This window comes from Bradyrhizobium xenonodulans, from assembly GCF_027594865.1.
Taxonomy (GTDB): Bacteria; Pseudomonadota; Alphaproteobacteria; order Rhizobiales; family Xanthobacteraceae; genus Bradyrhizobium; species Bradyrhizobium xenonodulans.
On sequence record NZ_CP089391.1, the window covers coordinates 3,107,970 to 3,134,695 of the forward strand.

Below are 26,726 nucleotides of genomic sequence, written 5' to 3' on the forward strand. Positions count from 1 at the left end.
TTTTGATGTCTCTGACGTTCCGTCAGGTTCGGCACTTTGTTGCAACGGCCGAAACAGGACGGGTTTCGGCCGCCGCGGCCGCGCTGAACGTGACACAGTCGGCGGTTACGGCGTCCATCAAGGCGCTCGAAGCCGAACTCGGGCGCAAATTGTTCGACCGTCACTCGAACGGTGTGACGCTGACCTTTGACGGGCAGGAATTTCTACAGCGCGCCCGGACCATCGAGGCGAGCGTGTCGGATGCGATGCGCGGGCCGCATCGCTGGGGAACGCAGGTCGACGGCGCCGTCGACGTGGCCGTCAGCTATACGGTCGCGGGGTATTTCCTGCCGCCATTGTTGTCGCGCTTCTGGCGTTCCTTTCCAGGCATCACGGTGCGTCTGCACGAGTTTGCGCGCGATGCCATCGAGCAGAGCCTGATGAGCGGCAGCGTCGATGCGGCGGTGATGCTGGTCTCCAATCTGCACGACCGTCACTCCATTCGCTCGCGGCTGTTGCTGCGCTCTCCGCGTCGCTTGTGGACCTGCGCCAATCATGCGCTGCTCCGCAAGGACAGCATCAAACTGGCAGATCTGGCGAGCGAACCCTATTTGATGTTGACCGTCGACGAAGCCGAGCGCTCCGCAATGCGCTACTGGCAGCATACGAAGGTCGTTCCGAACGTCATTTTCCGGACCCTGTCGGTCGAAGCCGTTCGCAGCATGGTCGCGACCGGCATGGGAATTACGATCCTTTCCGACATGGTCTACCGGCCCTGGTCGCTGGAGGGACATCGCATCGATCTCAAGACGCTTGATGACGATGTCCACACCATGGATGTCGGGCTCGCCTGGAAGAGCGAGGCGAAGCTGTCTCCGGCGGCTCGCGCGTTCTGCGAGTTCGTCGCTCATTCCTACCCCGGGTCGGAGCCGGTTCAGTTCGATTGAACGGGCTGCTTCAAATTCGATTGCGAGTGGTTACCGGGAATTCCTCGCGGGGGCATTGCCGCAGTTGCGGACAGCTTGGCGATCACTTGCGCCCGGCGGCTATACTATTCGCGCGGAAATAGTATAACGGGAGCGGACGGGAAGAGGACTTGGTAACAGATTGAAATCAAACGACTATCGCTTTTCCGTGGCGCCTATGATGGATTGGACCGAGAGTTCAAGTTTTTCAATTGGTTAGATGGCTGCGTGTGCGCGACGTGTGCACCGCGAGATCCATAAAAATCCAGTCATGATCATTGTAAGCGTGGGGTTTGAAGAGCAGGGCCGCGGTTGTCGCACTCATTCCGTGGGTTGAATGCGAGTGGCAACAGACAGCCCCAATCACCGGAATCCTTCCGCGCAATCGTGTCCTGCTGTGCGCAACCGCCGTGCGTGCGCGAGACCGCACTTTCGGTAGAGCCGCTGTTTCGCGGAGAGTGCGGACCCGATCACGGGACCGCTGTGTGCTGCACATCAAAAAAGTATCAGTTGCGCATTGAAATGGTGGTGGCGTGCCTAGGTACCGGTCGCTACTCTTCTGACGAGAGGAAGCGCTGAGCAAATTCAGCCGATAAGGGAACAGGGGCGGATCATTGCAAACCGCACCGGCCTGAAGGGAGCGGATATGGAACCGGACCTGGAAGTTGTCCAGATACGGCGCGGCGAGTCGTTCAAGGCGTGGTCGCACGGCTACCCATTCCACACGGTCCGCTGGCATTTCCATCCCGAATACGAGCTCCACCAGGTTGTGGCGACCAGCGGTCGCTATTTCGTCGGCGACTTCATCGGCGAGTTCGAGCCGGGCAATCTCGTGCTCACCGGGCCAAATCTGCCGCACAATTGGGTGAGTGATCTGCCGGCCGGAAGCACCGTCCCGCTGCGCGGACGGGTCCTTCAGTTCAGCGAAGAATTCATCGGCGATCTCATGAAGGTCATGCCGGAGCTGTCGGGCCTTGCCGCGCTGCTGGATTTCTCCCGACGCGGCGCGCTTTTCACCCGCAGCACAAGCGACAAGATCGCTCCGCTCATGGAAGAGATCGTGACGGCGAACGGCATGCGCCGGATCGAGCTGTTCCTGATGATCTTGGGGACACTTGGCCGCGCCCGCAATGCGCGTCCGCTCTCCAGTCCGAATTATCTGCCCGACCCGTCCGGATATATGTCGGCGGGCATGAACAAGGCGCTCGCCTTCATCCGACAGAACCTGACGCAGCCTTTCGGTGAAGCCGAGCTTGCGGCCATCGCCGGCCAGTCGCAGAGCGCGTTTTCGCGCTCCTTCCGACGGCACACCGGCATGTCGTTGGTGCAATACGTCAAGCGCCTCCGCATCAATCTCGCCTGTCAGATCTTGATGAGCGACGAGCAGGCGTCCATCACCGACATCTGCTTCGAGGTCGGCTTCAACAATATCTCCAATTTCAACCGGCAGTTCTTGGCCGAGAAAGGCATGCCGCCTTCGCGCTTCAGGCGATTGCTCGCGCAGAACATCGATACGGCCCGCGCTGCCTAGCCGGCAATAAAGCAAAGGAGGACGACCACAACGGGAAGAATGACGTGGGCATGCCGATGGCAGCCCGCGACAGGAATCGCTTGTCCAGGAATTCAGCGCGGCCTCGCAGCACCGGCACTCATCGCCGCCGGGACCGGAGCCGCGAAGGCCAATCTTCAAGGATCAACCACAGCACTCTAGTTCTGGAAAGGAAAGTCCGAATGAAAAGGTTCTCCCCGAAACATACGGGCACGCTTGCCCTGACCCTGTCGCTGCTCGGCACAACGGGCATGTTCTCGCAGGCCGCAGAGGTGAAGGACGCGACCGTTGCCTTCCTGATGCCGGATCAGGCGTCCACCCGCTACGAACAACATGACTATCCAGGCTTCGCTGCGGAGATGAAGAAGCTCTGCGCAAGTTGCAAGGTGATCTACCAGAACGCCAGCGCAGATGCGGCACGGCAGCAACAGCAATTCAACTCGGTGATCTCGCAGGGCGCCAGGGTCATTGTACTCGACCCGGTCGACTCGACCGCTGCGGCCTCCCTGGTCAAAATGGCACAGTCGCAGGGCATCAAGGTCATTGCCTATGACCGGCCGGTCCCCGATGCCAAGGTCGATTTCTACGTCTCCTTCGACAACGAAGCCATCGGCAAGGCCATCTCCGACTCGCTCATCAAGCATCTGAAGGCCGCAAACGTCACTGCGAAGGAAGGCGAGGGCGTGCTCGAAATCAACGGATCGCCGACCGATGCCGCCGCGGGGCTCATCAAGAAGGGCATCCACGAGGGTCTTGATAAGAGCGGGTATCCAATTCTTGCCGAATACGACACGCCGGACTGGGCGCCGCCGAAGGCGCAGCAGTGGGCGAGCGGCCAGATCACCCGCTTCGGCAAAAAGATCCTCGGCGTCGTGGCCGCCAATGATGGCACGGGCGGTGGCGCAATTGCCGCTTTCAAGGCCGCAGGCGTCGATCCGGTCCCGCCGGTGACAGGCAACGATGCGACGATTGCCGCGCTCCAGCTCGTCATCGCCGGCGATCAGTACAACACGATCTCCAAGCCCAGCGAGATCGTGGCCGCTGCGGCCGCCCAGGCGGCGGTGAAGTTCCTCTCCGGCGAGACGCCCAAGGCGGAAACCACGCTCTTCAATGCGCCATCGAACCTGTTCGTGCCGGCGGTCGTCACTCAGGAGAACCTGAAGGCGGAGATCATCGACAAGAAGATCCAGACGGCCGATCAGCTGTGCACGGGCCGATATGCCGCCGGCTGCAAGAAGCTTGGCATCACGCAGTAACTGCGTCCGTCCCGGCCGCTCGCGGCGGCCGGGACGAACGACGAGAGGGCGGACTGGGACATGACCATGATCTCGGATGTCGATCACCCGGAAGGCGGACCGCGCAAACCGGTCTTGAGTCTTCGTGGAATTTCCAAGCATTTCGGCGCCGTGTCCGCCCTGACCAATGTCGATCTCGACGTGCATGCCGGCGAGGTCGTGGCGCTCGTGGGCGACAACGGTGCTGGAAAATCCACGCTGGTGAAGATCCTTGCCGGCGTGCACCAGCCCAGCTCTGGAACGATCGCCTTCGGCGGCGAGCCGGTCGTCCTGTCCGATCCGTCCACTGCGCTCGGCCTCGGCATCGCCACCGTTTTCCAGGATCTGGCGCTCTGCGAAAACCTCGATGTGGTCGCAAATATCTTCCTCGGCCGCGAGCTCAATCCGATGCGGCTCGACGAGGTCTCCATGGAGCTCCGTGCCTGGACGCTGCTCAACGAATTGTCGGCGCGGATCCCGAGCGTGCGCGAGCCGGTTGCGTCGCTCTCCGGCGGACAGCGCCAGACCGTGGCGATCGCGCGTTCGCTGCTGACCGAGCCGAAGCTCATCCTGCTCGACGAGCCGACCGCCGCGCTGGGCGTCGCCCAGACCGCCGAGGTGCTGGACCTCGTCGAGCGCGTTCGCGCCCGCGGCCTCGGTGTCATCATGATCAGCCACAACATGGAGGATGTCCGCGCGGTCGCGGACCGGATCGTGGTGCTGCGCCTCGGCCGCAACAACGGCGAGTTCGAGCCCGACGCTTCCAACCAGGATCTCGTCACCGCGATCACCGGTGCGGACGAAAACTCGGTCTCGCGCCGCGCCAACCGGCGCCACGCCCATCAGTCGCCGGAGCTTGGGCGATGACCGGCGACACGCAACAGGTTTCGACGGCGCGGCTGCTCGACCGCAGCGACGAGCGGGTCAGGCACGCAGACACGCTCGGCAACACGATCAGCGCTTTTGTGGACCGTGTGCGATCGGGCGACCTCGGTTCGCTGCCGGTGGTCGTCGGGCTCATCGTCATCTGCACGGCATTCGAGAGTCTCAACCCTGTTTTTCTCGCGCCGAACAACTTGGTCAATTTGCTGTTCGATTGTTCGACGGTGGGGGTGATTTCGCTGGGCATCGTCTGTATCCTGATGGTCGGCGAGATCGACCTCTCGGTCGGTTCGGTGAGCGGGTTCGCTTCGGCGCTCGTCGGCGTGCTTTGGGTCGGTCAGGATTGGCCGGTCGCTGTGGCGATCGTCACGGCGTTGGTGCTGGGCGCTGCCATCGGCGCGCTCTACGCATTTTTGTTCAATCGCCTGGGGATGCCGAGCTTCGTCTCGACTCTGGCCGGCCTGCTGGGGTGGCTCGGCCTGCAACTGTATCTGCTCGGCTCCTCGGGCTCGATCAACCTTCCCTACGGATCACCACTGGTCAATTTCGGGCAGATGCTCGTCATGCCGCCGATCGTGTCCTACGTGCTGGCGGCGGTTGCGAGCCTTGTGATGTTCGTGACCAGTTACCGCACAGCGTTGCGCCGGCGGCAGGCGGGGCTATCGGCCAGCTCGCTGGGCCGCATGGTGCTGCAGGCGCTGTTGGTTACCATCGTGCTCGAATTTGTCGTCTATTATCTCAATCTGGGGCGCGGCATTCCGTGGATGTTCGGTCTGTTCGTCGGCCTGTGCGTGGTCATGAACTACGCGTTGACGCGGACCAAATGGGGCCGCTCGATGTCTGCCGTCGGCGGCAATCGCGAGGCGGCCCGGCGGGCCGGCATCAACGTTCGCCGGGTCTATCTGACCGCATTCGTGCTGTGCTCCACGCTGGCGGCCGCCGGCGGCATTCTTGCCGCGGCGCGGCTGGCATCTTCCAGCCAGCAGGCCGGGACCGGTGACGTGAACCTCAATGCGATCGCCGCCGCGGTGATCGGTGGCACCAGCTTGTTCGGCGGCCGCGGCAGCGCCTATTCCGCGCTGCTCGGCGTCATCGTCATCCAGTCCATCGCGAGCGGCCTTACGCTGCTCGATCTCTCCTCGTCGCTACGGTACATGATCACGGGCGCGGTCCTTGCCATTGCGGTCATCGTCGATTCGCTGGCACGGCGCTCACGCCTCTCCCATGGCCGAGCTTGAATAATTCGCACAAGAAAAGGACAAGCCTTGGCCCAGGTACTTGCAGGAAAAGTTGCCGCAATCACCGGCGCTGCATCGGGCATCGGTCTCGAATGCGCCAGAACATTGATCGACGCGGGCGCGCGGGTGGTGCTGATCGATCGGGCGGAGGAGGCGCTGAGCAAAGCCAGCGTCGAGCTGGGCGACCAGGCGATTCCATTGCGTATCGACCTCACCGATCCCGTGAGCATGCAAGCGATGATGCCGCAGCTGCTGGAGAAGGCGGGACAGCTGGACATCTTCCACGCGAACGCAGGCGCCTATGTCGGCGGCGAGGTGCTCGCCGGCGATCCCGACGCCTGGGATCGCATGCTCAATTTGAACATCAATGCGCTATTCCGGTCGATCCATGCAGTGCTGCCGCATATGGTCGAACGCAAAAGCGGCGACATCATCGTCACCAGTTCGATCGCAGGTCTCGTCCCCGTCGTCTGGGAGCCGATCTATGCCGCGTCCAAGCACGCGGTGCAGGCGTTCGTGCATACGCTGCGCCGCCAGGTCGCGAAACATGGGTTGCGCGTCGGTGCCGTTGCACCCGGTCCAGTCGTGACCGCGCTCATCAAAGACTGGCCCAAAGAGAAGATCGAGGAAGAAATGGCGGCCGGTGGCTTGATGCAGCCGGTGGAGGTCGCAGAGGCGGTGCTTTTCATGTTGACGCGTCCGAGGAACGTCACCATCCGCGACCTTGTCATTCTGCCGCAGAGCAACGATCTGTAGCGTTCTCCGATTGGCGATCCAGATGACCAAACAATCCGATGACCGCCATTTTCTTGGCATCGATGTCGGCACCGGCAGCGCACGGGCCGGCGTGTTCGGCCGCTCCGGCAGGCTGATGGCGAGTGACAGCGCCTCCATCGCACTTTGGCGGGAGGCCGGCGACGTCGTCGAGCACTCAAGCGAGGACATCTGGCGTGCCGTATGCCGCAGCGTGCGTGGCGCGGTGGCACAGGCCGGCATCGCGCCAGACAGCATCGCCGGCATCGGCTTTGATGCGACCTGCTCGCTGGTGGTGCTTGGCGAAGGGGGCGCGCCGCTGCCGGTCGGCCCGTCCGGCGATCCTGCTCGCAACGTCATCGTATGGATGGATCACCGCGCCGCCGATCAGGCGCGCCGGATCAACCAGACGGGCGAAAAAGTTCTCGACTATGTCGGCGGAACGATCTCACCCGAGATGGAGACGCCGAAACTGTTGTGGCTCGCCGAAAATATGCCCGACACGTTTTCCCGTGCGTGGCAGTTCATGGACTTGACCGATTTTCTCACCTGGCGTGCGACGGGGAGCCTGTCTCGCTCCATCTGTACCGTGACCTGCAAGTGGACCTATCTGGGTCATGAAAACCGCTGGGACGATCAATTCTTCCGCAGGATCGGTCTCGGCGTGCTGGCGGACGAGCAGTTCCGCAGGATCGGCACCGAGATCGTGCCCGGCGGAACGAGGCTGGCGGCGGGCCTGACGGCGGAGGCCGCGGCCGATCTCGGACTCGCGACGGGTACGCCGGTCGGTGCGGGCCTCATCGATGCACATGCCGGCGGTGTTGGTACGGTGGGCGCGCGCGGCACGGCAGGCACGGTGCTGACGCGCATGGCCTATGTATTCGGGACGTCCGCCTGTACCATGTCGACCACGCCGGATCCGTCCTTCGTCCCCGGCGTGTGGGGACCCTATTTCTCCGCCATGGTGCCCGGGCTTTGGCTCAATGAAGGCGGGCAGTCAGCCGCCGGCGCTGCCATCGAGCATCTGTTGCAGATGCATCCGCATTCCGCGCAAGCGACACAGGCTGCACGCCAGAAGCAGCAGACGCTTGCCGATTGGCTTGCCTCGGAAACCGAATCCCGCGGCGGTGACGGAATTATTCCGCAATTGGTCGGCGAGGTTCATGTCGTTCCCGAATTCCTCGGCAATCGCGCGCCGTTCGCGGATCCTGACGCGCGTGGGCTGATTGCAGGGCTCGATATGCGCTCGGATCTGGAGAGCCTGCTGGCGCTTTATCTTGCCGGGCTGTGCGGTCTCGGTTGCGGGGCCAGGCAGATCGTTCGTGCCCAGCAGGACAAGGGCATTGCGGTCGATACGATCGTGGTCAGCGGTGGCGCCGCAAAGAGTCGCCTCGTGCGGCAAGTCCTCGCCGATATGACGGGCTTGACGGTCGCCGCGTCGGAATCCCCGGAGGCCGTCCTGCTCGGCTCCGCGATGCTTGGATCAGTTGCATCGGGCGACCATGCCAATCTCGGCGAGGCGATGCAGGCGATGTCGGTTCTGGGAGACATCTCTCGACCCCAAGCCGCTCTCGCAGACTGGGCCGATCGGCGCTTTCGAGCCTTCGAGGCCCTGCAGAAGGTAAGTCGGACAATCAGAAGCGCTCCGTAGCCCCTTTGCCAGCTGGACCGAGCCTACCCAGGCACGGCTTGCATCCAACGTCGGCGCTGCCTGCGTAGGAGAGGACATTCGACCCTCTTTCATCATCGCGACACATATGTCATGATAAAAATACAAATGTATATCCCGGGTCTTTTTGCCCGGCGAGGGAGGGCTGCCCATGGGTAGGAAAGTCGCATTCATTGCGGCCTTGTTCGGCGCGTTGGCATTGGTTGGTCCGGCGCAGGCGCGGGTCGAGGTCCAGTGGTGGCACGCCATGAGTGGCGTCCTCGGCGACCGGCTCAATGAGCTGGTCGAGAAGTTCAACAAGTCGCAGGAAAAGTACACGGTCGTCGCGGTCGCCAAGGGGAACTATGACGAGGTGACCAACGGGGTGATCGCCGCCTATCGTGCCAAGCGGCCGCCGGAGATGGTGCAGATCGCCGAGCGCGGTTACATGACGATGCTGCTTTCAGGGGCCATTGTCCCCGTGCAGGATTTGGTGGAGCAGAAGGGTTACAAGATCGACTTCTCCGACTTCATCAAACCCGTCGCAAGCTTCTGGAGCTACAAGGGCCGGATGTCGGCGATGCCCTTCAACTCGTCGACGCCGATCTTCTGGTACAACAAGGATCACTTCCAGAAGGCCGGCTTCGACAAGCCGGCCGATACATGGCAGGAGCTGGAGAAGCAGCTCTATACCATCAAGTCCAAGGGGATCAGCGAGTGCGGCACGGTGCTGCCCGGCGATTTCTACTGGAGCCTGCTCGAGAACTACAGCGCCATCAACAACCAGCCCTATGGTACGCTCGCGAACGGCTTCGACGGGCTCGGCTCCGAATTCGTCTACAACAAGACGAAGGTGGTGTCGCAAGTCGCGCGGCTCAAGAAATGGCTCGACGACGGCGTGATGCAAATCGCGGGCCAGGGCTTCAGTCCCGAACAATTGTTCACGTCGGGCCGGTGTTCGACCTTCGTCAATTCGACCGCATCGCACGGCAACATCGAGCGCAATGCGACCATCAACTGGAGCGCCACCTTCCTGCCGCACGAGAGCGACATCAATCCGCCTCTCAACAGCACCATCGGGGGTGGGGCCATCTGGGTCATGAAGGGCCACACGTCGGAGCGATACGAGGCCGTCGCAGCCTTTCTGGATTTCGTCGCGCAGCCGGAAACCCAGGTCTGGTGGCATGGCGCAACCGGCTATGTTCCCGCCACCAATCGCGCCTATGCGGTTGCGCGGGAGCGGGGCTACTACAAGGATCATCCAACTAGGGAGATCGCGGTGCTGCAGCTCTCGCGCGGCACGCCGAACGAGAACTCACGCGGCTTTCGCTTCGGCAACTTCGTGCAGACGATGCTGGCCCAGCGCCAGGAGGTCGAGGCGGTGTTCGCCGGTCAGAAGCAGCCGCAGCAGGCCATGGATGACGCAGTCAAGCGGGGTAACGAGATCCTGCGGCAGTTCGAAAAGCTGAATGCCGGGAAGACTCCGGAAACCGAGCGTCCATGACGTTGCGCCTGTCCATCCCGTGGCGCGAGGCACGCGCACCCGTGCTTCAGGGAAGGTGCGGGGGCGGTGGGTCCAAGGCCGTGCCGGCGGCAGTCGCCGGCAGCTCGCGTCGGTCCGGCAGAACGCGGCCGCGTGAGGAGGCCGGACTGAAGCGCGCCAATTTCGGCGACGGTCCCGGCCTGCCGACGCTGCTGCTGCTGCCGCAATTGCTGATCCTGCTATTCTTTTTCTTCATTCCGTCGCTGCGGGCGCTGATGCAGTCCGTTCTGCTCAGCGATCCATTCGGGACCAACGTTCAGTTCGTGTGGTTCGACAATTTCAAGACGCTGCTTGCGAGCAGCGACTACCGCCAGTCGATCGCGGTGACGTTCTGGTTTACGGTGGCGCAGAACGTGCTCACATTAGGCAGCGCGCTCGTGCTGGCCTTTGCCACCGACAGGATCGTGCGTGGCCGCTCGGCCTATCGCACGATCATCCTGCTGCCCTATGCCATTGCGCCCGCGATCGCCGGCATCCTGTGGGCCTTTTTGTTCAATCCGGCGGTCGGCCCGCTCGCACAGGTGCTGCACGGGCTCGGTATTGCATGGGACCCCAACCTCAATCCGACCGATGCGCTGATCCTGGTGACGCTGGCCGCGTCATGGAAGCACATCTGCTACGACTACATCTTTCTGGTCGTGGGGTTGCTCGCGGTGCCGGTGTCGCTGATGGAGGCTGCGGCCGTGGATGGCGCGGGACCGATCCGCCGCTTCGTCTCGATCGCGCTGCCGATGCTCGGGCCCACCATCTTCTTCCTCACGGTGATGAACTTCATCTACGGCTTCTTCGAAACCTTCGCCATCATCGATGCCGTGACCAAAGGCGGCCCGGCCGGCGCAACCAACATTCTAGTCTACAAGGTCTTCGTCGACGGCTTCGTCAATCTCGATCTCGGCTCTTCGGCTGCGCAGTCAGTTCTCTTGATGAGCTTTGCGCTGATCTGCACGCTGCTGCAATTCCGCTACTTCGACCGCAAGGTCAACTACGGGGTCTAGCCGCATGGTGGAGCGCTCTCCAGTCCTTAACATGCTCTGCCACGCGATCCTGATCGCCGGCGCGCTGATGGTCTGCGTACCGCTGTATTTCGCGTTCGTGGCCGGCTCGCTCACGGTGGCCGAGGTGCAGAAAGTGCCGCTGCCATGGCTGCCGGGAGGCCAGTTCTTCGACAATCTGCAGCTGGCCTGGAGCAAGGGCAATTTCAGCCGCACCTTCGCCAATTCGATTATCGTGGCGCTCGGCATCACGGCCGGCAAGATCGCGGTATCGCTGCTCTCGGCCTTCGCCATCACCTACTTCCGATTCCGCTATCGAATGCTCGCATTCTGGCTGATCTTCATGTCGCTGATGCTGCCGATCGAGGTCCGGATCGTGCCGACCTTCGAAGCCGTGGCAAATGCGGCGCTGCCGCTGCAATGGCTCTTGGATACGCTGCATGTCGCCGATCTCTGGCGCTGGATCAGCGGGCACGAGGTCGCGATCGCTCTCGAATGGAACATGGTCAACACCTATCCGGGGCTGATCCTTCCCCTGATTGCCTCAGCCACTGCCACGTTCCTTTTTCGCCAGTTCTTCCTGACGATCCCGGAGGAGCTGTGCGAGGCGGCGAGGCTGGATGGCGCCTCACCGCTGCACTTCTTCTGGAGCATCCTGCTGCCGCTGTCCGTTCCGAACATGGTGGCGCTCGCCATCATCCTGTTCCTGTTCGGCTGGAATCAATATCTCTGGCCATTGCTGTTCACGACCGATAAGGACATGGCAACGGCGGTCATTGCGTTGAAGGGCCTGATCCCCCGCTCCGACAGCGAGCCGGCCTGGAACATCGCCATGAGCGGCGCGCTCCTCACGATGTTGCCGCCGGTGTTGGTCGTCCTGCTGTTGCAACGCTGGTTCATCAAGGGTCTTGTCGACAGCAGCAAATAGGGACTGATCATGGTTTTCATCGCCGGGCATCGCGGCGGACGCAATCTTTGGCCGGAGAACAGCCTGACAGGTTTCCGCAACGTGTGCAGGGAAGGGGTCGACGCAGTCGAGTTCGACGTCCATCAGAGCACGGACGGCGGGCTTGTCGTGATCCATGATCCGCTGCTCGACCGCACCACATTCGAGAGCGGGTCGGTTGGCGAGCGCAGCCTGAGACGCTTGACGGAAACACGTCTTCGCGATGCCGGCGATGAGTGCATTCCAACCTTGGACGAGGTGCTCGACGTGTTCAGCGAAACCACGCTCGAGCTCCACATCGAGATCAAGACGGATGCGCTTGGCAATCCCTATTCGGGCCTTGAAGCGCGGCTCATCGACCAGATCAAGCGCCGGGGTCTGGAACGGCGTGCCGTCATCACCTGCTTCGTGCCCGGCGTGATCGAGACCGTGCGCCGGCTGTGGCCGGAGGCGCGGGTGCTCGTTTCGCTTGACCGTCGTTCGGCAGAGATGATGGGGGGGATGGAGCCCGCGCTGACGCAATTGGCTGCCATTCCCGGCTGCATCGTCGCGGTCGAAAAATCGCTCCTCGGGCTCGCGTTGCCGCTCACCCTCAAGGTGCTCGGCTCCGAGCGACTCGGCGCATGGGTGACCAACGAGCCGGAGGATATCGCTTACTGGCTTGCCCAACCGGTGCGGCAGATCACCACCGATCGGCCGGATCTCGCCGTCAGCATTCGGCGCAGGCTCGAAACGATGCCGGCGCGCCCATGATTCCCCGTCGCAGCTTTCTCGCGGGATCGCTGGCGAGCGCCGCCTTGGCTGCGCCCGTCGGTATCGTGCGGGCAGCGCCGGTCGCATTCAGCGCAGATCCTTTCACGCTCGGCGTCGCCTCCGGATGCCCGCGCGAGGATCGCGTCATTCTCTGGACCCGTCTTGCGCCGCAGCCGCTCGACGGAGGCGGCATGCGGGACGCGTCAGTGGACGTCGAATGGCAGGTTGCGGAGGATGAGGTCTTCTCGCGCGTCGTCTCCCGCGGGGTGGTGCGGACGACCGCGGAGCTTGCGCATTCCGTGCATGCCGAGGCAACGGGGCTGCGGCCGGACCGCGTCTACTGGTATCGCTTCCGTGCCGGCCCGGCGCTCAGCCCGGTCGGACGGACCCGAACCGTGCCCGCAGATTCGGTGCGGCCTTTCCGTTTTGCTTTCGCATCCTGCCAGCAATACGAGCAGGGCTATTTTATCGCCTACCGCGATATGGCCGCCCGTGATCTCGACTTCGTCGTGCATCTCGGCGATTATATCTACGAGAAATCCTGGGGATCGCGCCACGTCCGCCAGCACGGCGTCGGCATTCCGACGACGCTCGAGGAATTCCGCAACCGCTACGCGCTCTACAAGAGCGATCCCGATCTACGAGCGGCGCACGCTGCCTTTCCCTGGCTTTCGGTCTGGGACGACCACGAGGTGATGGACGATTATGCCAATGATCGCTCCTACACGGTGCGCGATGCCGCTCAGTTCCTGAAGATCCGTGCGGCAGCCTATCAGGCCTATTACGAGCACATGCCGCTGCCACCCTCGGCGCGCCCGCGCGGCGCCGACGCCACGATCTATGAACACTATCGCTTCGGCGAGATGCTCGACGTGCTGTTGCTAGACGACCGGCAATATCGCTCGGCATCGGCCTGCGTCGGAAGCGGACGTCCGACCTGGGTGGCTGACTGTGTGAGCCGGACGGATGAAGCGCGGACGATGCTCGGCGAACAACAGGAACAATGGCTCGATGCGCGCCTGCGCGACTGTCGCGGCCGTTGGACAATCGTCGCGCAGCAGACATTGATGGCGCAGGACAAGCGAAACGGGGACGATGGCGCGCATTTCTGGATGGACGGCTGGGACGGCTATCCCAACGCCCGCCGACGTCTCCTTGATTCGCTCGTGGCGCAGCGCCGACGCAATCCGATCGTGATCGGCGGCGACCGTCACGCCTTCTTTACCGCCGATCTGAAGCATGATTTCGCCCGGCCGGACGGACCGACCGTTGCGACCGAGTTCGTCGGCACGTCGATCACCTCAGACGGTCCGAGCGAAGCCAGCGTGCGCAAGGCGCAGGCGGAGAATCCGCATCTGATCTATGCGCGTGGCGACAAGCGCGGCTATGCGACCGTGGAGCTCGACGCCCGGCATTGCACTGTGGGATTCGAGGCGCTCGACGACGTCAAGGATGCCGCGAGCGCGGTGCGCCGGCTGACGAGCTTTGTGGTCGAGGATGGCGCACCGGGCGCGAAGGTCGCATGACGAGATCCGCACGGCACAGATTTGACGACCAACGAAAGATCGCCTCAAATGCTCCGACGTCTGACTGTGCCTTGAGGCCGCTGTGGGGGCTGCGCCGTGACTGATCAAACCATCCTGCGGGTCGCCTGGCTCTACTACATGGAGAACTTGACCCAGGCCGAGATCGGCGAGCGGCTGGGGCTGACCCGCGCCCGCGTCAATCGCATGCTGTCGGATGCCCGGCAGACCGGTATCGTCAACATCCGCCTCAACTCCGCCTTCGCGAGCTGCACGGAGCTGGAGCACCGCTTGCGCCGGGAATGCGGTCTCGAGGACGCGGTCGTCATCCCGAGCCCGGAGAATCCCGAGCAGGTCGGCAGCCTGATCGGGATGGCGGCGGGTGCGTATTTATCGAAATTCCTCGAACAGAAGCGGCCGCGCATCATCGGTATCGGCTGGGGCGCGACCTTGCGTGAGACCATCCGTTACGTGACGCCGGCAGATTTTCCCGAACTCTCCATCGTCTCCATGATGGGCGGCCTGTCGCGCGGCCTCGAGCTCAACACCTTCGAAATTGCCGGTGAGCTCGCGCACCGGCTGCACGCCCAGTGCAGCTATCTGGCCGCGCCGATCTTTGTCAGCAGCCGGCGCTCGCGCGACACCTTCCTGGCTCAGGAGGTCTATCAGGAGGTGCTGAACAGCGTTGAGAAGATCGATCTAGCGCTGTTGAGCATGGGAGATCTGACACCGCGCTCGTTGCTGATGCGGCATGGGCTGCCGCCGGACGTTCGTGCCGAGCACTTGCGGGCGGCAGGCGCCGTCGGCGACGTCCTGGCGCAGTTTCTCGACAAGACCGGCCGACCCATAGATCACGGCATCAACAGCCGCGCGATTGCGCTGCCGCTGGAGAAGCTGGCGCGCGTGCAGACGTCGATGCTGATCGCCGGGGGGCTCAACAAGGCGCCGATCATCGCCGCGGTGCTGCGCGGCCGGATCGGTAAGGTGCTGGTGACGGACGAGAACACCGCCGTCGCCGCGCTGAAACTGATCGACAAGCAAAGATAGCGGCGTTCTCGTAACGGAGAGGGGATCCCGCGCCTTCGGCACCGAGGGCGCGATAGCCCACGCGCGTGTCGAAAGGCGCGCAAAAGCATTTGTCACTTCGCAGTTACATATGTAATATATGGGAGACAATTGCTCAGAAGGATGGCGTCGACATGCGCGCTGCGATGCTCCAGGACATTCGTGACATCCGCGTCCTCGATATCCCCGAGCCGAAGCCGCTCGCGGAGGACGAACTCATCGTCCGCGTCAAGGCCGTCGGCGTCTGCGGCAGCGACTTGCATTCCTATCTCGAGGGCGGAACAACTGGCCCGACGCGCGTCAGACCGTTCGTCCTGGGCCATGAGTTCTCGGGTGTCCTCACGCTCGATTCGGCGCGAAAAGCAGGGTTCTCGGCCGACGCGTTGGTGGCGGTCGATCCTTCCATTCCCTGCGGCCGTTGCGAATGGTGTCACCGCGGTCACACCAATCTCTGCCCCAATGTGAAATTCCTGGGCTACGCGCCTCACAACGGCGCCATGGCCGAATTCGTCTGCGTACCCCGATCCGCCGTGCATCTGGTGCCTGACAGCATCGACCCGGCTGGCGCGGCGATCCTGGAGACGCTTGGCGTCGCGATCCATGCGATGGATCTGGCGCGCCCGCGGCTTCTGGAAAGCGTGGCGGTGCTCGGCTGCGGGCCGGTGGGATTGCTGCTCGTGCAACTGGCGCGGTTTGCAGGTAGCGGAAAGATCATCGCGATCGACCCCGTCGAGCAGCGTACTGCACTGGCCTGCGACCTCGGGGCGGACGTGGCATGCCGCAGCTACGCCGAGGTGGGGGACGCCACCGAAGGCCGCGGCGTCGATCTGGTGATCGAGGCAACCGACTCATCGCACGGCTTCGAGCATGCCGCGCGCTGTGCCCGCATCGGTGGCCGGGTCGTTCTCGTCGGCATCCCGGAGAATAATCAGTATATCCTCAGCGGCGCGGAGTCACGCCGGAAGGGCCTGTCCATCAAGTTTTCACGGCGCATGCCGGAAGTTTATCCGCGCGCCATCGCGCTTGCGCAAGGCGGGCAGGTCAAGCTGGCGCCGCTGGCCACGCATCGTTTCTCGCTCGACCAGACGCCTGCCGCGTTCGAGCAGCAGGTCGCGCGGCGCGATGGCATCATCAAGGCGATCATCTGCCCGTAGATTGAGCGCGATCTCGCAAGTGCTCGGCAGGACTGGTGGTAATGGCGAAATCGTCGAAGTTGGTCGTCGCAAAAAAAGGGCGCGTTCTCATGGTGCGCCGCAAGCGCGACGGGCTCTGGATGTTTCCCGGCGGCCAAAGGCGGGCACGCGAGAGCGACAGGAGCTGCCTTCGTCGCGAGATCAAGGAGGAGCTTCCCAAGCTGAAGCTCGGACCGTTGAAGCTATGGAAGGAAGTGAAAGCGCGGAAGAGCAGAACCGGCCGGCGGATGAGTGATGCGATCTTCCTGGCCAAGAAGGTGTCGGGGCAGCTGAAGGTCGGCGACAAGAAGGAGATCGATCGAGCAGTTTGGCGCAAGCCGCGCGGCGCCAGACTCACTCCGACCTCGCGCTACATCCGCGACAAGCTGTTTCCGAGATGAAGCTCCATCATTGCAGCGCCTGGTGCAACAGAGCCAGCAATTCCTCGTGAATCAATCCGTTGGAAGCGATCTTGTCGAGATCGTCGTCCTTCAAGCCCGCGACGACGATCGCCTCGGAGGCAAGATCCGCCGCTCGTTGTTCCACCATGCGGCAGCGATCCGGCGCAGGTGGTGCCTGTACGTTCAGATATGAATCGCGTGTCCCAGCGACTTCAGCGCGGTCTCGTGAAAGGCCTCGCTTTGGGTTGGATGCGCGTGGATGGTCATCGCGACGTCCTCGAGGCGTGCACCCATCTCCAGCGCAAGGCTGAAGGTTGCTGAAAGTTCAGCGATGCCGGCTCCGACACCCTGGATGCCAAGCAGGAGATGATTGTCGGCCCGTGCCACGGTCCGGATGAAGCCGTCGTCCCGCTCCAGCGTCAGCGCACGACCGTTGGCCTTGAATGGAAAGAGGTCGGTCTTGACGTCGAAGCCCTTCTCGCTCGCCTCGCTCGGTGACAGGCCAACCGTGACGATCTCCGGATCAGTGAAGCAGATCGCCGGGATCGAAACCCGGTCCCAGGCGCGGCGGAGACCGGCGACGATCTCTGCAACCATCTCGCCTTGTGCCATGGCGCGATGCGCCAGCATCGGTTCTCCCGTGATGTCACCGATCGCGAAGACGCCGCGCATTGACGTACGGCATCGGTCATCGATACGGATGAAAGGTCCATTCCTGTCGAGATCGAGGGTCTCAAGGCCGAAGCCTGACATCACGGGCCTGCGGCCGACTGTTACAAGGATCTTGTCGGCTTCGAGTGATGTCTGCTCATCACTGGAGGCCAAGGCCAGCGCCGAGCCGTCCGCGACGAGCGCCGTTGCCTTTGCGCCTGTCAGAACCGTGATTCCGAGGGTGGTCAGGCGTCTTGCGACGGGCTCGCTCAGGTCGCCATCGTATTGCGGGAGAATGCGTGGCGCGGCCTCGACGACCGTGACGGCCGCGCCCATTTTCGCAAACGCCGTACCGAGCTCGAGGCCAATGTAGCCGCCGCCGACGACGACAAGTTTCGCCGGAATTTCGGTGAGCGCCAAAGCCTCGGTCGACGAGATCACGCGACCCCCGAAGGGAAGAAGCGGCAGCGCGATCGGCTCGGAACCCGTCGCGATCACCACCATCTCGGCATGGATCACCTGTCGGCCGGATTGCGTTTCGACCTCGATGGTCTTGCCGTCGCGAAATGAGGCGCGGCCGGTGACATGCCTGGCGCCGGCTCTTTTCAGCAGGCCAGCCACGCCGCTGTTCAGACGTCGGACGATATTGTCCTTCCAGGCGACGGTCTTGGCAAAGTCGAGCAATGGCGTTGCAGTGGAAATGCCAAGAGCATTCCTCCCCACCGCGGCACGTGCAATCGCTTCATACTCCCCAGCGGCGTGGATCAGGGCCTTCGAAGGGATGCAGCCGACGTTGAGACAGGTGCCACCTGGCTTTTCGGCCTCGACGACGATCGTATCGATGCCGAGCTGGCCGGCGCGGATCGCGCAGGTATATCCGCCAGGGCCAGCACCAATGATGAGAAGCTTGCAGGAAAGTTCGTTCACAGGCTTAGCCTTCGATGAAGATCATGGCCGGCGTTTCCAGGAGCAGTTTGATGCGCTGCACGAACTGGGCCGCATCGAACCCATCGATCACGCGATGATCGAAGCTGGACGACAGGTTCATCATCTGGCGCGGCACGAAGGCTGTGCCGTCCCAATGCGGGCGGATTGCGACCCGGTTAACACCGACGATGGCAACCTCGGGGTGATTGATGATGGGAGTCGTCGCGAGTCCGCCCAGGGCGCCGAGCGAGGTGATCGTGATGGTCGAGCCGGTGAGTTCGTCGCGGGTGGCACTAGCATTCCGGGCCGCCTCCGCGAGCCGCGCGACCTCGGCGGCGCAACTCCAGAGGTCGCGCGCTTCCGCATGCCGGACGACGGGAACCACCAAGCCGGTCGGCGTTTGTGTGGCGATCCCGATATGAATGCCTGCGTGCTGGTGAACGATCCCGGCCTCGTCGTCGAAATGCGCATTGAGATGCGGCTGCTCGGCGATCGCGCGCACCATGGCGCGCATCAGGAACGGCAACAATGTCAGTTTGGGCTTGTCTGGCTGCTTCTGGCCGTTGACCTTCGCGCGCAAATCCTCGAGCGTAGTGACATCGACCTCTTCGACATAGGTGATGTGCGGAATGCGCGAACTTGCAAGCGCCATCTTCTCCGCGATCTTGCGGCGCAACCCGACGATCTTGATGTCGGTTACCGCGGTTTGTGCCTGATACGGCGTCGCGGTCGTTCCGGTGTGGCCGCGTGCGAGATGGGCGTCGAGGTCATCGTGGGTGATCCGTCCAGCCGGACCCGTGCCACGAAGTTGGCGCAAGTCGAGACCTGCTTCCCGCGCACGAAGCCGGACCGCGGGGGCGGCCAACGACCGTTGGCCCGTGTGCTGGAGCGACGCTGCCGAGGGCTGCGACCTCGATACGTGGGACGGCTCGCTCGCCGGCACGCGCGGAGTGCTTGCGTCATGATCAGACTTTTTGGCCGAAGCGCTTGCCGCGGACGATTCCAGCTTTGCTGCCTCCGTCGCCGGCTCGCTCGTGCCGTCCACCTCCAGCCGAACGAAGTCCGAGCCGATGGCGAGAAGGTCGCCCACATTGCCGGCGAGCCATAGCACCCGTCCTTTGGCCGGCGAGGGAATCTCCACCGTCGCCTTGTCGGTCATGACGGCGCCGAGCACAGCGTCTTCGCGCACGGCATCGCCAACCTTCACGTGCCATTCCACGAGCTCGGCTTCTGCAATGCCTTCGCCGACGTCGGGCAGCTTGACCACGCGCTCGGCCATCTCAGGCCTCCAGAGTTTCGATCAGCGCGCGGCCGATCCGCGCCGGTCCAGGGAAGTAATCCCATTCCTGCGCGTGCGGGTAGGGCGTGTCCCAGCCGGCGACACGAACGATTGGCGCTTCCAGATGGTAGAAGCAGCGTGTTTGAACCAGCGCGCAGAGCTCGGCGCCGAAACCCGAGGTGAGTGTTGCTTCGTGAACGATCATGCAGCGTCCGGTCTTCTTGACCGAGGCTTCGATGGTGTCGAGATCGAGCGGCAGCAGGGAGCGCAGATCGATGATCTCGGCGTCAACGCCGGTTTCGGCCGCGGCGGTCTCCGCGACGTGAACCATCGTGCCGTAGGCAAGGATGGTCACGGCCTTGCCCTCGCGACGGATCGCCGCGTTGCCGAGCGGAATCGCAAAATGCCCCTCGGCGACTTCGCCGAGATCATGCTTCGACCATGGCGTCACTGGCCGGTCATGATGACCGTCGAACGGACCATTATACAGCCGCTTGGGCTCAAGGAAGATCACGGGATCGGGGTCCTCGATCGCCGAGATCAGAAGACCCTTGGCGTCGTCCGGGTTCGACGGCACCACCGTCTTGATGCCGCAGACATGGGTGAAGAGCGCCTCCGGGCTCTGGCTGTGAGTCTGGCCACCAAAAATGCCGCCGCCGGTCGGCATGCGCACCACCAGAGGGCAGGTGAACTGGCCATTGGAGCGGTAGCGCAGCCGCGCGGCTTCGGAGACGATCTGGTCGTAGGCCGGATACATGTAGTCGGCGAACTGGATCTCGACGCAAGGTTTCAGGCCATAGGCCGCCATGCCCACCGCGATGCCGACGATGCCGAGCTCGCTGATCGGGGTGTCGAAGCAGCGGCTCGTTCCGTATTTCGCCTGCAAGCCCTGACTTGCCCGGAATACGCCGCCGAAATAGCCGACATCCTCGCCGAACACGACGACATCGTCATCGCGCGACATCATCACGTCCATGGCGTCGCGGATCGCCTCGATCATAGTTCGCCGCGGCATGGTTCAGACTCCCGATTCTTGGCGCTGCCGGCGCAGATGCGGCGGCATTTGCGAAAACACGCCATCGAACATGTCGCGCGCAGAGGCATGCTTAGGGGAATGCAGCGTGCCGTGGCTCTCCGCCTCCTTCTGCGCCGCGATCACGGTGTCCATGATCTCGGCTTCGGTCTGCCTGTGCCGCTTGTCCGACCAGGCGCCGCGCACGATCAAATGGTTCTTCAGCCGGATCACGGGATCGCCGAGCGGCCAGGCGTCGGACTCCGTCTTCGGCCGATAGCCCGCGGGATCATCGGAGCTGGAATGCGAGCCGACCCGATAAGTGACGTGCTCGATCAGGGTCGGTCCGAGATTGCGGCGTGCGCGCTCGCAGGCCCATTTCGCCACCGCATGCACCGCAAGATAGTCGTTGCCGTCGACGCGCAGCGCCGGAATGCCGAAGCCGAGGCCGCGCGCCGCGAAGGTGCCGGAGCCGCCGCGCGCGATGCCCTGGAAGGTCGAAATGGCCCATTGATTGTTGACGATGTTGAGCACCACGGGCGCGCGATAGGTCGACGCGAACACCAGCGCGGCATGGAAGTCGGACTCAGCGGTCGCGCCGTCGCCGATCCAGCCGACTGCGATCCGGGTGTCGTTCTTGATCGCAGATGCCATCGCCCAGCCGACCGCCTGGATATACTGGGTGGCGAGATTGCCCGAGATCGAGAAGAAGCCATGCTCCTTGGAGGAATACATCACGGGCAGCTGGCGTCCCTTCAGGGGATCGTGCGTGTTCGAGTAGATCTGGCAGGCCATCTCGATCAGGGAGTAGCCGCCGGCGATCAGGAGGCCGGCCTGGCGGTAGGTCGGAAAATTCATGTCGCCTGGCGAAAGTGCGTTGCGGAAGGCGCAACTGACGGCTTCCTCGCCCAGGTGCTGCATGTAAAAAGACGTCTTGCCCTGGCGCTGCGCCATCTGCATGCGGGCATCGAAAGCGCGCAACGTCATCATGTGACGCAGGCCTTCGAGCAGTTCACTGTCGGAGAGCGCGCCCGCCCAAGGGCCGACGGCTTCGCCGTCGCGATTGAGCACGCGGATGACGGAAAAGGCGAGGTCGCGTATGGCCTCGGCGTCCACTTCGATGTCGGGACGATCGACCTGACCTGCGCGTGGGATGCGGATGTTCGAGAAATCGGGCGTGCCGCCCGGGCGCACCGCGGGCTCCGGCACATGCAGCTTCAGCCGCATAGGCTCCGTGGATTGAACCGACTCGCCCTGCGGGATCAGGGGGCCACGCGTGAGGTTGGGCTCTCGCATTGGCATTCACCTCTCACCTCGATTGCATCGATGCAGAACAACGCCCCAACGCGGCGAACGAGCCGGTCGATGATGTCGCGGTCATCGATGTCTATGGAAGCCGATATGTGGCACGCGTTCGCTTCCGCCCGAGTGCTGACGGCGGCAAGCGGGAGCCCCGCGACCCGCGTCTGGTCGAGCAAGCGGCCGAGTGCGGCATGCATATCGCTGGTCTGGAGTTCGAGAAGAAACACCGCATGCATCTCGTTTTGTCAGTATATCGTACTCGCAATTTTCAGGACTGTTGTTCTTTTGAACTGGGTATAGCATGCTAATGCGGTACGAATATTCTACTTATCGACCGTAAGACCAGAATGGAGTTCTTGGTATGGCGCTTGGGCGTGCCTCAAGGGCGATCAAGGCTCCGCGCAAGGACGCGCTGCGGCTCGACGAGATCGATCGCAAGATCCTGCGTGCCTTGCAGCAGGATGCGCGCCTGACGACGGCTCAGCTCGCCGACAAGATCGGGCTCTCCACCACGCCGTGCTGGAACAGGCTGAAGCGTCTCGAGACGCAGGGCTATATCGATGGTTACGTCGCGCTGCTCAATCAGGACAAGCTTGGCCTTCCTGAAACGGTCATCATAGAGCTGACGCTCGATCGTCACGACGAGGAGATGCTCGAACGTTTCGGCCAATTGCTCACGAACTTGCCGGAGGTGATCGAGGCTTACCTCACCACCGGCGACTATGATTACGTCGTAAAGGTCGCCGTCGAAAGCACCGCCGGCTACGAACGCTTTCTGCGCGAAAAGCTCTACCGCATCCCGGGCATCCGCCACAGCCGGTCATCATTTGCGCTGCGTTGCCTGAAAAAGCTGACCTCGGTGCAGGTCTAGGTAAATGCGCCGCAGCAATGAGAAGAGGTCATCGGGGGGGCGTCCTCTCCTTGCGTTCGGGTTGAAAACGTGCGGCGTCGTCAGAAGGTGGTCTTCTTGCCGATGATGCCGACATAGCTCGATCGCACCAGAACTCCCCAGCGCCCGTGCTTCTTGACGATCACCTAGACGGAATCTGCCGGCAACAGCGGCTGTAAGTTCGAGCGGGGACGAATCTCAAACCGTGCCATCACTGATTCAGGATGCCGAGGCGGGCTGTGCGCCTGCCTCCGATAACGATGATCAGCGAGAGCCGGCTCGATCCGTGCAGGTAACGATATCGCGGGGAGTATTTCGATCCACGATCTGAGGTGGGACGAACACCGCCAAGTATCCGCCATCACCTGCAAGCTGATATGTGGCGATCTCTCTGTAGCCAACGGCGGTCAATTCGCAACGCAACAGCGCAATCGGAGTGCCATGCCTTGAGGTCGGACGCTCGAAGTCGACAACTCCGATCCGCGCGCCCGGCTTCAAGGCGGGCACGAGATTATAGAGGAAGGCATAGGGTTGAGTGACCTCATGGTACATGTGGGCGAGGATGGCGGCATCCAACGAGGAAGCGGGCAGGCGGGGGTCGTGTGGTTCGCCTATCGCGAATATGATGTTTGTCAGCCCCAGTCGTTCTGTGCGCTTGCTGAGCGCGATGACGTAGTCCCGCATGATATCTTGGGCGACGACGAAACCGCTTGGGCCGACGATGCTTGAGAGGCGGAGCGTGTAGTAGCCGCTGCCTACACCGATATCGCCGACCATCATGCCTGGTTTCAGCTCAAGAAGCCGCGCAACCTCGCCGACCTCATTCAGGAAATCGCGGTGCTCGTCGGCGGAGCTGCTTAGGCTGGCGATCGGCGCAACCGGACGCCGGATTGGGGGGAAGTCCTTTGCAGGGACTCCTGGAGGGGCCAGATAACCGATGTCAGCGGCGCATACGCCAGTTGAGCCCAGCACTGCGACAAGCGTCACGATGCGGAGCAGCATCATCGTGGGTCCGCCAAGTATCAGGCGTGGCCGTCCACTTTGGGAGAGACCTCGGTCCACGGTGATCCCTTCCCACGCCGGCGAAGCAGTGTTGCGAGGATCGGCAGCTTTTGGTGCGAAGCAGGCTTGCTAACGCTCTTACTTGCCGTCGTTCCAGATGTCGGTGGCGAGCTTCCAGTCATTTCCGACCTTTTCCCAAACCACGACATATTTTCCAGCCACTTCCTGCGGTGTCGATCCCTTGGTCTTCAGCACGAACGTTCCGATCTCGCGCGCCGCGGAAGGGCCAAGCGGCTTAACGTCAACCGTTGTGAGCTTCGGATCGCCAACTTGCTCCGCCATGCCCTTCCACATGGTCTCAATGGCTGCTCGGCCCTGCACCATCGCAGATCCGGGCGGAAACGCGGTCGCATCCGTGCTGTAGAGTGAGCCGATCCCGGAGAAGTCGCCCTTGTTGAACATTTCAATCCATTTGGCGTTGATCGCTTCAATTTCGGCCTTCTGAGCCAAGGCCGGGACGGTCAACGAGATCACGAATGCAATAACCAGTGCTATGCTGTGCATGATCATCTCCAATTCTGATGTAGATGCGAATGCAGGGCCGCAATTGACCCGAAGTCGAAGTGGATACGTTGTCGCGCGGTCATCCGAGTGCGCGCCCCTCCCATCGAAATAGTGGCCGAGCATCGAGCGAGTCGCCCCGGCGCCTCTTGCGGCAGGCGCCCTACAGACGCACACCGGTTGTAGCAAATGCCTGGGCGACGGGCTGCTGCACCTGATCCAAGATTGCCATTGCGGCAAACGCGATGACAATGGCCGCAGTGCAGCCGAGCAGAAATGCCTTCATGCGCAAACTCCATCACTTACAAGCCGCACGCATCTTACGATTCCGCTTGCTGGGAGCAACTGTGTCGGACGATATAACGTTCGCCCGCCGTTCCTGCCGGCTCTAAGGGCTCTTAAAAACCGGATCGATTGGAAATGCATCGCCCATCAAGCCCAACGATTGAAGGTCGGCGCCGTGCAGGTCCACTTCCAATATGGCGAGCAGCAGCGCTAGCGCGGTGACCGCGAGGATGAGAAGAGGCGAGGTTTCTCGTGTCGCCGGATCCGGGGCAATCAAGAGCACGCGCACGGCGCGGAGCCATGAGATCACCCGCAGCAATGGCCTCGACTGCCCCTGCATGTCGTCTTCCTTGACATGACGAGCAAAGACGTGACCAACCAAAGCTAGAACTCGTGCCGCCGCCATTCAAGGGAAGAAGGCCGACGATGGGCGAACTGACGCAGTACGCGCTCGGGAACAGATATCGATCCGTCCTCGTTGAAGCTTGGGCTCCAAAGGAGGATTCGCCGTGAAGGCACTGACATCCATCCTATGCCTGGCAGCGGTCGTGGTCTTCGATAGCGCGTTTGCGCAGTCCGGACAGACAGGGGCGCCTGCGGCACAGACCCGTCCCGAAGAGAAGGGCCAACCGCAGCCACAGGGTTGGACCGGCCCGATCAATACAGGTTCGGGCGGCGCGCCCGCCGAAAGCCCGCAAGGCCAGAGCCCGCCCGGGATGCAGGCGGCGCCCGAGGGCTCGTCCAAGAAGGTCGTGGCACCGCAGAAGTAGACGTGGCGCCGCGGACATTTATTTCGGGCATTCTTGAGGGTATCGTATCGACGTGACCATGGCCGGCAGAGATTGATGGGATGGGCTTCCTGCGCCCGGGCCGCCGCAGCCCTCCTGGAGATTGTTATTGCGTCAGCGGCGCACGCGCAGCTTGCGGGTCACGGCGGCCCCGTCCGGGCGCTCGCCGTTTCGGCTGATGGCAACAGCCTGTTGTCCGGCAGCTTCGACACGTCCGCCATCCGCTGGTCGCTAAAGTTCGACGCGGCGAGCGAGGTGCTGCGGTATCATGCGGATGCCGTCAATGCTGTTGCCTTCCTGAAAGATGGTCGCATGATCACCACGGGGACGGACGCCCGGATTGCGGTGTGGACGGCAGGCCGCCAGCAGCCCGATCAACTCCTGGAGGGCCATACCGGTCCCGTCGTCGCGCTTGCCGTCTCGCCGGACGGATCGACGCTCGCCTCGGCTTCGTGGGACCACAGCGTCCGGCTCTGGTCCCTGGCCGATGGAGCGTCCCGCGCGTTCGAAGGTCACGCACAGAATGTGAATGGTGTCGCCTTCGCTCCGGACGGCATGTCGCTCGTGAGCGTCGGCTATGATGGTGCGTTGTGCATCTGGCGCTTGCCGGAGGGCCGGCCTGAAACGGTGGCATTGCCGGCGCCATTGAATACTGTCGTCATCGCGCCCGATGGCGAGATCGTCGCGGGAGGGGCGGACGGCATGCTGCGCGTGCTGACGACGGACGGAGAGCCGGCGGGCGAGGTGGCCGCAGGCCCGTCACCGATCGTCGCGTTGGCGCTTTCCGATGACGGAGTGCTGATCGCCGCCGCCGGTATCGCCGGCACGGTTGCCATCATCGAGCGCAAGTCGCGCAGTGTGTTGCGGACGCTGGTGGGACCCGGTTTCGCGGTCTGGTCGGTTGTGTTCCTGCATGATGCAGCAACACTCGTGACCGGCGGCACGGACGGAAAGATCCGGCGCTGGAATGTGCACAGTGGTGAGCCGGTCGATTCGAACTCGTTCGGGACATCAGCGGATCCGCTGGCCGCTTATGCGGGCGATCATGGCGCCGATGTCTTTCGCGCCTGCGTTGCCTGTCACACGTTGTCGGCCAAGGACGCGCAACGCGCAGGGCCGACCCTTGCCGGATTGTTCGGACGGAAAATCGCCTCGCTCCCCGGCTATCGATTTTCCGATGCCCTCAAGACAATGGATATCGTCTGGACCCCGGAGACCGTCGCAAAACTGTTTGAGGTCGGGCCCAACGCCTACACGCCGGGAACGAAGATGCCGGAGCAGCGTATCGGATCGGCCGAGGACCGTCGCGCATTGACCGACTTCCTGGCCCGGGCGACGTCGCAATAG

General features: G+C 62.9%; 28 protein-coding genes. 19 read left to right on the forward strand and 9 right to left on the reverse strand.

Features of this window, described 5'->3' with window-relative positions:
* The first annotated feature begins 5 nt into the window (after positions 1-5).
* The 15 genes from I3J27_RS14270 (at position 6) to I3J27_RS14340 (ending at position 16,683) form a co-directional block, all read left to right on the forward strand.
* Positions 6-926, forward strand: a complete 921-nt coding sequence (locus tag I3J27_RS14270) for a LysR substrate-binding domain-containing protein (protein ID WP_270170233.1) — start codon at positions 6-8, stop codon at positions 924-926.
* 664 nt (positions 927-1,590) lie between these two features.
* Positions 1,591-2,475: an AraC family transcriptional regulator gene (locus tag I3J27_RS14275; protein ID WP_270170235.1), complete on the forward strand. Its 885-nt coding sequence runs from the start codon at positions 1,591-1,593 to the stop codon at positions 2,473-2,475.
* A 200-nt stretch (positions 2,476-2,675) separates the two neighbouring features.
* Positions 2,676-3,749, forward strand: coding sequence for an ABC transporter substrate-binding protein (locus I3J27_RS14280; protein WP_270172756.1), 1,074 nt, complete (start codon positions 2,676-2,678; stop codon positions 3,747-3,749).
* A 60-nt stretch (positions 3,750-3,809) separates the two neighbouring features.
* On the forward strand, positions 3,810-4,634 hold the full coding sequence (locus tag I3J27_RS14285; RefSeq protein ID WP_270170237.1) for an ATP-binding cassette domain-containing protein: 825 nt from the start codon (positions 3,810-3,812) through the stop codon (positions 4,632-4,634).
* Entirely contained in the window at positions 4,631-5,887 is a 1,257-nt protein-coding gene (locus I3J27_RS14290; RefSeq protein ID WP_270170239.1) for a sugar ABC transporter permease, read from the forward strand. The genes I3J27_RS14285 and I3J27_RS14290 overlap by 4 nt, the downstream gene beginning before the upstream one ends.
* A gap of 27 nt (positions 5,888-5,914) precedes the next feature.
* A complete protein-coding gene (locus tag I3J27_RS14295) occupies positions 5,915-6,643 on the forward strand; it encodes an SDR family oxidoreductase (RefSeq protein ID WP_270170241.1) in 729 nt (242 codons plus the stop codon).
* Positions 6,644-6,665: 22 nt separating this feature from the next.
* Entirely contained in the window at positions 6,666-8,291 is a 1,626-nt protein-coding gene (locus I3J27_RS14300) for an FGGY-family carbohydrate kinase (protein WP_270170243.1), read from the forward strand.
* 169 nt (positions 8,292-8,460) lie between these two features.
* Positions 8,461-9,792, forward strand: a complete 1,332-nt coding sequence (locus tag I3J27_RS14305) for an extracellular solute-binding protein (RefSeq protein ID WP_270170245.1) — start codon at positions 8,461-8,463, stop codon at positions 9,790-9,792.
* Complete coding sequence (locus I3J27_RS14310) at positions 9,789-10,826, forward strand: ABC transporter permease subunit (protein ID WP_270170247.1); 1,038 nt, start codon at positions 9,789-9,791, stop codon at positions 10,824-10,826. Before I3J27_RS14305 ends, I3J27_RS14310 begins: the two co-directional genes overlap by 4 nt.
* Before the next feature lie 4 nt (positions 10,827-10,830).
* Positions 10,831-11,751, forward strand: coding sequence for an ABC transporter permease subunit (locus I3J27_RS14315; protein WP_270170249.1), 921 nt, complete (start codon positions 10,831-10,833; stop codon positions 11,749-11,751).
* 9 nt (positions 11,752-11,760) lie between these two features.
* Positions 11,761-12,522, forward strand: coding sequence for a glycerophosphodiester phosphodiesterase family protein (locus I3J27_RS14320; RefSeq protein ID WP_270170251.1), 762 nt, complete (start codon positions 11,761-11,763; stop codon positions 12,520-12,522).
* Positions 12,519-14,048, forward strand: a complete 1,530-nt coding sequence (locus I3J27_RS14325; RefSeq protein WP_270170253.1) for an alkaline phosphatase D family protein — start codon at positions 12,519-12,521, stop codon at positions 14,046-14,048. Before I3J27_RS14320 ends, I3J27_RS14325 begins: the two co-directional genes overlap by 4 nt.
* Positions 14,049-14,144: 96 nt before the next feature.
* Positions 14,145-15,092, forward strand: coding sequence for a sugar-binding transcriptional regulator (locus I3J27_RS14330; RefSeq protein ID WP_270170255.1), 948 nt, complete (start codon positions 14,145-14,147; stop codon positions 15,090-15,092).
* A 152-nt stretch (positions 15,093-15,244) separates the two neighbouring features.
* Positions 15,245-16,264, forward strand: coding sequence for a zinc-dependent alcohol dehydrogenase (locus tag I3J27_RS14335; RefSeq protein ID WP_270170257.1), 1,020 nt, complete (start codon positions 15,245-15,247; stop codon positions 16,262-16,264).
* Between the two features lie 41 nt (positions 16,265-16,305).
* Positions 16,306-16,683: an NUDIX hydrolase gene (locus I3J27_RS14340; RefSeq protein WP_270170259.1), complete on the forward strand. Its 378-nt coding sequence runs from the start codon at positions 16,306-16,308 to the stop codon at positions 16,681-16,683.
* 7 nt (positions 16,684-16,690) lie between these two features.
* On the opposite strand, the gene I3J27_RS14345 is transcribed toward I3J27_RS14340, so the two are convergent.
* The 5 genes from I3J27_RS14345 to I3J27_RS14365 are packed head-to-tail and all read right to left on the reverse strand — an operon-like array spanning position 16,691 to position 21,779.
* Positions 16,691-16,831 (reverse strand): hypothetical protein, encoded by a 141-nt coding sequence (locus I3J27_RS14345; protein WP_270170261.1) that lies wholly within the window; start codon positions 16,829-16,831, stop codon positions 16,691-16,693.
* Positions 16,832-16,866: 35 nt separating this feature from the next.
* Positions 16,867-18,261 (reverse strand): dihydrolipoyl dehydrogenase, encoded by a 1,395-nt coding sequence (lpdA, locus tag I3J27_RS14350; RefSeq protein ID WP_270170263.1) that lies wholly within the window; start codon positions 18,259-18,261, stop codon positions 16,867-16,869.
* 4 nt (positions 18,262-18,265) lie between these two features.
* A complete protein-coding gene (locus I3J27_RS14355) occupies positions 18,266-19,540 on the reverse strand; it encodes a dihydrolipoamide acetyltransferase family protein (RefSeq protein ID WP_270170265.1) in 1,275 nt (424 codons plus the stop codon).
* Position 19,541: 1 nt separating this feature from the next.
* The gene (locus I3J27_RS14360; RefSeq protein ID WP_270170267.1) at positions 19,542-20,555 is read right to left on the reverse strand and encodes an alpha-ketoacid dehydrogenase subunit beta; all 1,014 of its coding nucleotides are present in this window, start codon (positions 20,553-20,555) and stop codon (positions 19,542-19,544) included.
* Between the two features lie 3 nt (positions 20,556-20,558).
* Positions 20,559-21,779 (reverse strand): 3-methyl-2-oxobutanoate dehydrogenase (2-methylpropanoyl-transferring) subunit alpha, encoded by a 1,221-nt coding sequence (locus I3J27_RS14365; protein ID WP_270172758.1) that lies wholly within the window; start codon positions 21,777-21,779, stop codon positions 20,559-20,561.
* Between the two features lie 68 nt (positions 21,780-21,847).
* Here I3J27_RS14365 and I3J27_RS14370 point away from each other — a divergent pair, with 68 nt between their 5' ends.
* Both I3J27_RS14370 and I3J27_RS14375 read left to right on the forward strand, forming a co-directional pair.
* Positions 21,848-22,162 (forward strand): hypothetical protein, encoded by a 315-nt coding sequence (locus tag I3J27_RS14370; RefSeq protein ID WP_270170269.1) that lies wholly within the window; start codon positions 21,848-21,850, stop codon positions 22,160-22,162.
* A gap of 53 nt (positions 22,163-22,215) precedes the next feature.
* Positions 22,216-22,725 (forward strand): Lrp/AsnC family transcriptional regulator, encoded by a 510-nt coding sequence (locus I3J27_RS14375; protein ID WP_270170271.1) that lies wholly within the window; start codon positions 22,216-22,218, stop codon positions 22,723-22,725.
* Positions 22,726-23,007: 282 nt separating this feature from the next.
* Here I3J27_RS14375 and I3J27_RS14380 read toward each other — a convergent pair whose 3' ends face one another.
* From I3J27_RS14380 to I3J27_RS14395, 4 genes are all read right to left on the reverse strand, one after another.
* Positions 23,008-23,745 carry a class I SAM-dependent methyltransferase gene (locus tag I3J27_RS14380; RefSeq protein WP_370691979.1) on the reverse strand — a complete coding sequence of 246 codons (738 nt, stop codon included), beginning with the start codon at positions 23,743-23,745 and terminating at the stop codon, positions 23,008-23,010.
* A 138-nt stretch (positions 23,746-23,883) separates the two neighbouring features.
* Positions 23,884-24,315: a YybH family protein gene (locus tag I3J27_RS14385; RefSeq protein ID WP_270170277.1), complete on the reverse strand. Its 432-nt coding sequence runs from the start codon at positions 24,313-24,315 to the stop codon at positions 23,884-23,886.
* 154 nt (positions 24,316-24,469) lie between these two features.
* On the reverse strand, positions 24,470-24,592 hold the full coding sequence (locus tag I3J27_RS14390) for a hypothetical protein (RefSeq protein WP_270170279.1): 123 nt from the start codon (positions 24,590-24,592) through the stop codon (positions 24,470-24,472).
* Between the two features lie 102 nt (positions 24,593-24,694).
* A complete protein-coding gene (locus I3J27_RS14395) occupies positions 24,695-24,931 on the reverse strand; it encodes a hypothetical protein (protein ID WP_270170281.1) in 237 nt (78 codons plus the stop codon).
* Between the two features lie 169 nt (positions 24,932-25,100).
* Between I3J27_RS14395 and I3J27_RS14400 the strand changes: the two genes are divergently transcribed.
* Positions 25,101-25,361 (forward strand): hypothetical protein, encoded by a 261-nt coding sequence (locus I3J27_RS14400; RefSeq protein ID WP_270170283.1) that lies wholly within the window; start codon positions 25,101-25,103, stop codon positions 25,359-25,361.
* Between the two features lie 75 nt (positions 25,362-25,436).
* Positions 25,437-26,726 (forward strand): c-type cytochrome, encoded by a 1,290-nt coding sequence (locus I3J27_RS14405; RefSeq protein ID WP_270170285.1) that lies wholly within the window; start codon positions 25,437-25,439, stop codon positions 26,724-26,726.